Source organism: Selenomonadales bacterium (assembly GCA_017442105.1).
GTDB lineage: Bacteria > Bacillota > Negativicutes > RGIG982 > RGIG982 > RGIG982.
This window is the reverse complement of record JAFSAX010000086.1, coordinates 1-5,365: the sequence shown is the minus strand read 5'-3', so window position 1 is coordinate 5,365 and position 5,365 is coordinate 1. Positions and strand designations below refer to the sequence as shown.

General features: G+C 48.5%; 7 protein-coding genes. 3 read left to right on the top strand and 4 right to left on the bottom strand.

The annotated features are described in order from the left end of the window. Positions 1 to 166 precede the first annotated feature (166 nt). Positions 167 to 826: a metal-dependent hydrolase gene (locus tag IJN28_03265; GenBank protein ID MBQ6712793.1), complete on the top strand. Its 660-nt coding sequence runs from the start codon at positions 167 to 169 to the stop codon at positions 824 to 826. A 47-nt stretch (positions 827 to 873) separates the two neighbouring features. On the opposite strand, the gene IJN28_03260 is transcribed toward IJN28_03265, so the two are convergent. From IJN28_03260 to IJN28_03245, 4 genes are read right to left on the bottom strand one after another with little or no spacing between them, the layout of a single operon-like run. After that, complete coding sequence (locus tag IJN28_03260; protein MBQ6712792.1) at positions 874 to 1,329, bottom strand: N-acetyltransferase; 456 nt, start codon at positions 1,327 to 1,329, stop codon at positions 874 to 876. Positions 1,330 to 1,364: 35 nt separating this feature from the next. Then, positions 1,365 to 2,000 carry an endonuclease III gene (gene nth, locus IJN28_03255; GenBank protein MBQ6712791.1) on the bottom strand — a complete coding sequence of 212 codons (636 nt, stop codon included), beginning with the start codon at positions 1,998 to 2,000 and terminating at the stop codon, positions 1,365 to 1,367. A 60-nt stretch (positions 2,001 to 2,060) separates the two neighbouring features. After that, complete coding sequence (locus tag IJN28_03250) at positions 2,061 to 3,419, bottom strand: PFL family protein (protein MBQ6712790.1); 1,359 nt, start codon at positions 3,417 to 3,419, stop codon at positions 2,061 to 2,063. 20 nt (positions 3,420 to 3,439) lie between these two features. Next, positions 3,440 to 3,709, bottom strand: a complete 270-nt coding sequence (locus IJN28_03245) for an ACT domain-containing protein (protein ID MBQ6712789.1) — start codon at positions 3,707 to 3,709, stop codon at positions 3,440 to 3,442. A 227-nt stretch (positions 3,710 to 3,936) separates the two neighbouring features. Between IJN28_03245 and IJN28_03240 the strand changes: the two genes are divergently transcribed. Both IJN28_03240 and IJN28_03235 read left to right on the top strand, forming a co-directional pair. Next, on the top strand, positions 3,937 to 4,134 hold the full coding sequence (locus tag IJN28_03240; protein MBQ6712788.1) for a DUF896 domain-containing protein: 198 nt from the start codon (positions 3,937 to 3,939) through the stop codon (positions 4,132 to 4,134). After that, positions 4,103 to 5,275, top strand: a complete 1,173-nt coding sequence (locus IJN28_03235) for an MFS transporter (protein ID MBQ6712787.1) — start codon at positions 4,103 to 4,105, stop codon at positions 5,273 to 5,275. Before IJN28_03240 ends, IJN28_03235 begins: the two co-directional genes overlap by 32 nt. The last annotated feature ends 90 nt before the right edge of the window (positions 5,276 to 5,365 follow it).

Sequence of the window (5,365 nt, the reverse complement as noted above, 5' to 3'; positions counted from 1 at the left end):
CGTCCTAATCGTTGCATTTGGAATATGTTTTTGAATGATTATAGGTTATCAAAGAATCACTTTTTTGTCAATACCTATTTTTTTCGAGAAAACACTTGTTTACGAGAGGTACCATTTCGGTATATAATAGAAATATCACGAACGATATTCAGAAAGGATGATTTACATGATAGAGATCACATATTGGGGGCATGCCTGCATTCAGCTTTCCGACGGAGAGACGACACTTATCTTCGATCCGTTCATTACGAATAATCCGATGGCATCTATCAAACCGAACCAGATCAAATGCGATTACATCCTCGTATCGCACGGTCACTTCGACCACTTCGGCGATACGAAAGCACTTGCTAAAGTCAATGGCGCAACGGTCATCGGTATTCCCGAGATCTGCGCAATGGCAGACTTCGACGAAACGCATGGCATGAATCTCGGCGGCAGTTATAAGTTCCCGTTCGGTAAAGTTAAAATGGTACAAGCGTTCCATTCGGGCGGCGCACCGGGCGCTTGTGCGGCAGGTTTCATCGTTGAATTCGGCGGCAAGACGTTCTACTTCGCAGGTGATACGGCACTGTTCGGCGATATGGCACTGTTTGCGAAACACAATATCGATTACGCATTCCTTCCCATCGGCGACAACTTCACGATGGGTATCGACGATGCAACAGAAGCAGCTAAACTGCTCAAAGCGAAAAACATCGTTCCGATCCATTACAACACTTGGCCTCCGATCGCAGCTGATCCGACTGCCTTCAAAGCACAAGTCGAAAAAGCTACCGACACGATCGTTCATATCGTCAAACCGAACGAATCGATCAAGGCATAAACGAAAAGCTACCTTAGTCATTTTTGTTACTAAGGTAGCTTTTTTGTTTATTCTACGCTAAGCGTCATGGCCGTTTCATCACAGTTGGGGAATTTCGGACAGTTGATACAATCCTTCCACACCTTATGATGAAGGCTTTCTTTTGATGTTTCGACGAAACCGAGCGTGCTGAAGAAATCGGCACGATATGTAAGCGTAAAGACCGTTTTGACACCGATCTCTTTCGCTTCTTCGAGAAGTCGCTCCACGATACGCGTGCCGATATGGCGACGACTGTATGCCTTGTCTACGGCAAGCGTACGCACTTCCGCAAGCTCATCCCACGTCAAGTGAAGCGCACCGACACCAACGATCCTGCCGTCCTCTTCAGCGACTGTCATATCACGAAGCGTTTCGTACAGCACGTTGCGCGCACGAGCGAGCATCTGCCCTTCTTCGGCATATCCGTTGACGATCGCGTGGATCGCTTCAATATCTGTAAATCTTGCTTTTCTGATTTCCATATTTCTATCCTCCGCTTGAACGATCAAGCTATGATCTATTTTTCTTCTCTCGAGGGACACAAATCGCGCACGACGCAATTTGTGCAAAGCGGGTTGCGCGCACGGCATACCTTACGTCCATGCCAGATGAGCCAATGATGTGCATTGCCCCACGCTTCGCGCGGAATGACCTTCATCAATCCCTCTTCTACTTCAACAGGGGTATTGCCCTTGGCAAGCTTCGTGCGGTTCGATACACGAAATACGTGCGTATCGACGGCAAGCGCAGGCACGCCGAAGCAAACGCTGAGCATGACATTGGCTGTCTTGCGTCCTACACCGGGGAGCGTGATGAGCTTATCAAACGTATCGGGCACTTCACCGCCGAATTCTTCTTCGATGATACGGCACGCCGCCAAAATATTTTTCGCTTTGCTGTGAAAGAGACCGCAATCACGGATGAGTTCTTCCAGCTCTGCAAGGCTGAGCGAAAGCATCTTCGCCGCCGAATTATATTGAGGGAATATCCGTGCGGTGATCACATTGACGCGCACGTCCGTACATTGCGCCGACAAGATAACAGCAATGAGAAGCTCGAACGGCGAATTATAGTTGAGTGCCGTTCCCGTATTGCCGTATTCCGCTTCCAAAAGGGCAAGCATCTCTGCTTTGATTTTTTTCGTCATACGCATAGATAGTTCTCCTTCATATAGACAAAAACAGACCGCACAGAAGGCGGTCTGTCTTACCTCTTAGTTCGTCAAGCTTCTGACAGGGGCAGGAATACGACCGCCGCGAGCAATGAATGCTTCCGAGCTGAACTTGCTGACAGGAATGATCGGGGCATACCCGAGAAGTCCGCCGAAGTTTACGACTTCGCCGACTTGTTTACCCGGTACGGGGATCAGGCGAACAGCCGTTGTTTTGTTATTGATCATACCGATCGCCGCTTCGTCTGCGATGATACCCGAAATCGTAGCCGCTGTCGTATCGCCGGGGACTGCGATCATATCAAGACCGACCGAGCATACGCACGTCATAGCTTCGAGTTTTTCGAGCGAAAGCGCACCGCATTCAACAGCATGGATCATGCCTGCATCTTCGCTGACAGGAATGAATGCACCGCTAAGACCGCCAACGTGCGACGACGCCATAAGACCGCCTTTTTTTACGGCGTCATTTAAAAGTGCGAGAGCTGCCGTCGTACCCGGGGCACCACAGCATTCCAAGCCCATTTCTTCCAAGATGTGCGCAACACTGTCACCAACAGCAGGCGTCGGAGCAAGCGACAAGTCGATGATACCGAACGGTACACCGAGACGGCGCGATGCTTCCTGTGCAACGAGCTGACCGACACGTGTGATCTTAAATGCCGTTTTCTTGATCGTTTCTGCGATCGTATCGAAGTTGGCACCTTTAAGATCTTCAAGCGCATGTTTAACAACGCCCGGACCGCTGACGCCGACATTGATGACTTTTTCCGGTTCGCTCACACCATGGAACGCACCTGCCATGAACGGATTGTCTTCCATAGCATTGGCAAAAATAACAAGCTTCGCACAACCGAGCGCGTCTTTGTCACGCGTCAATTCAGCCGTACGTTTTACGATCTCGCCCATCTCACGAACACAGTCCATGTTGATACCTGCGCGCGTCGAGCCGACGTTGACCGACGAGCATACGATATCCGTCGTTGCAAGTGCCTGCGGAATGGAGTTGATAAGAATACGGTCACCTTTCGTGAAACCCTTCTGTACAAGTGCGGAAAAACCGCCGATGAAGTTGACACCGACTTCTTTGGCCGCTTTATCGAGTGCTTCTGCAACAGGCACATAGCTGTCCGTATGGCAAGCTTCTGCTGCGATCGCGATCGGCGTGACCGAAATACGTTTATTGATGATCGGAACACCGTATTCCGCCTCGATATCTTCACCCGTTTTTACCAAGAATTCTGCACTGCGCGTAATTTTATCATACACGTTCTGGCAGAACTGCGTAATGTTCGGATGTCCGCAATCACGCAAGCTGATACCCATCGTGATCGTACGAACGTCCAATTTATTTTCCGTGATCATACGGTTCGTTTCTAAAATATTTCTAACGTCTAACATGGCATCCTCCTATGTCACGATCAGATCGTGTGCATTGCTTTGAAGATTTCTTCATTCTGTACTTTGATCTCTACGCCGATTTTCTTGCCTTCTTCTCTCAAGAGTTCCTGTACTTCGCGCAAGGAAGTTTTGCTATCTTCCATATTCGCGATCAAGATCATGTTAAAGAAACCATCCAAAATGTTCTGGTTGAGGTTCAATACGTTGACGCTATGTTCGGCCAAAATGCCCGTAACTTTCGCGATAATACCTACTCTGTCTTGTCCAACAACGGTTACAACAATTTTCATCTGTTTCTCTCCTTCATCAGTAATTTATGAATACAACAGCAAAACAAAACGCTTTGCCTACTGTATATGTTACGTTATCTTTTTCATCTTACCATATTTCCCTATAATCGCCAATAAATTTATCTTGGAAATTTTGACTTTTCGGCTCTGATATGGTACGATTTTTTATAGTGTTATACTTGACCTTATTATGGTATCAATATCGAATTACAGAAGGGATGTTCTTCTTGATTACACCGGAACTGATTGCTCGCATCAATGCGTTGTCAAGAAAAAAACGCACAGTCGGCCTTTCGCCGCAGGAACAGCAGGAACAAAACGCACTTCGTGCACAATATATCCAAGCAATTCGCGCACAAGTCAAAGCGCAACTGGATTGCATCGAATTCACAGATGAACCGAGTACTAACAGGGCCAAACAGTAACCATATCCATTCGTGGTATTTTCTTACCCTGCTGACAGCCGGTCATTTTTTCAGTGACTTCTATGTAAATTTTTTACCGATCTTGTTGCCGTTTGCTATCAGTCAGTTGGGCTTATCGCTCACGCTCTCGGGCATACTGACGATGATATTCTCGGTCGCATCGAATCTCCTGCAGCCCGTCTGCGGTTATTATATCGACCGCAGTGGTTATACGTGGCTGCTTCTCTGGACGATTCCGCTGACAGCGATCTTCATCTGCTGGGCAGGCTTGGCACCGTCCGTACCGATACTGTTCGCGGCAGTTACACTGTCAGGTCTGGCATCGTCGGTATTCCATCCGCTTGCATCCAGCATGACGACAAAGATCATCCGTCCCGAGTCAAAAGGTCTTGCCGTATCGATCTTCGTTGCAGGCGGTAACTTCGGATTCGCCCTTGCTCCGATCATCTTAACGATATTCTTCGCGACCTTCTCGCTCGATGCGATCATGTGGCTGACTGTACCCGGCATCGTCTTGACGGCATTTTATCTGCACAGCAGATTATATCGCTTACCTCTCGCCGCCAAAACGCGCTTGGCAGAAGATGCCCCGAAATTGTATCAATCTCCTACACTTCTTAAACTGACGCTCGTCATGTCACTTCGTTCTTGGCCGCAATATGCACTGACGACATTCTTACCGATCCTCCTCAGCGCACGCGGCACTGAACTGACGACTGTCGGTCTGATGCTGACCGTCTTCCTCTTGGGCGGCGCGATCGGCGGATTCATCGGCGGATTCTTAGGCGACCGTTATGGCTACCAACGCTGTATCCTCGCCTCGCTTGCACTCAGCGTCATTCCTTGCAGTATCTTCCTCTACTTGGCAGATACCTCGCTTCTCGCATGGATCATGATATTCCTGCTCGGCGCGTGTATGCAGAGCACCGTTCCTGCGTCTGTCGTATGGGCACAGAAAGTCATGCCGCAAGGTGCCGCTATGGCATCGGGTATGATGCTCGGCCTCTCGTTCGGACTTGGTGGTGTCGGAGCAGCTATCACAGGCGTACTCGCCGACCATATCGGTCTTTACGAAGCACTCGTTTTAACGATCATTCCGCTTTTGATATCAATACCGATCCTTTATAAGATAAAACAATGACCATATCCCTGTACAGAATCTGTACAGGGATTTTTTACTGCACCAACAAGGATTCTTCTTAATACAATACAAGAGATATTCATCTTGGGG

What these genes read in the sequence shown, in the direction of transcription:
- IJN28_03265 (MBQ6712793.1), top strand. Translation starts at nt 167, where the DNA reads ATGATAGAGATCACATATTGGGGGCATGCCTGCATTCAGCTTTCCGAC.
- IJN28_03260 (MBQ6712792.1), bottom strand. Translation starts at nt 1,329, where the DNA reads ATGGAAATCAGAAAAGCAAGATTTACAGATATTGAAGCGATCCACGCG.
- nth (MBQ6712791.1), bottom strand. Translation starts at nt 2,000, where the DNA reads ATGCGTATGACGAAAAAAATCAAAGCAGAGATGCTTGCCCTTTTGGAA.
- IJN28_03250 (MBQ6712790.1), bottom strand. Translation starts at nt 3,419, where the DNA reads ATGTTAGACGTTAGAAATATTTTAGAAACGAACCGTATGATCACGGAA.
- IJN28_03245 (MBQ6712789.1), bottom strand. Translation starts at nt 3,709, where the DNA reads ATGAAAATTGTTGTAACCGTTGTTGGACAAGACAGAGTAGGTATTATC.
- IJN28_03235 (MBQ6712787.1), top strand. Translation starts at nt 4,103, where the DNA reads ATGAACCGAGTACTAACAGGGCCAAACAGTAACCATATCCATTCGTGG.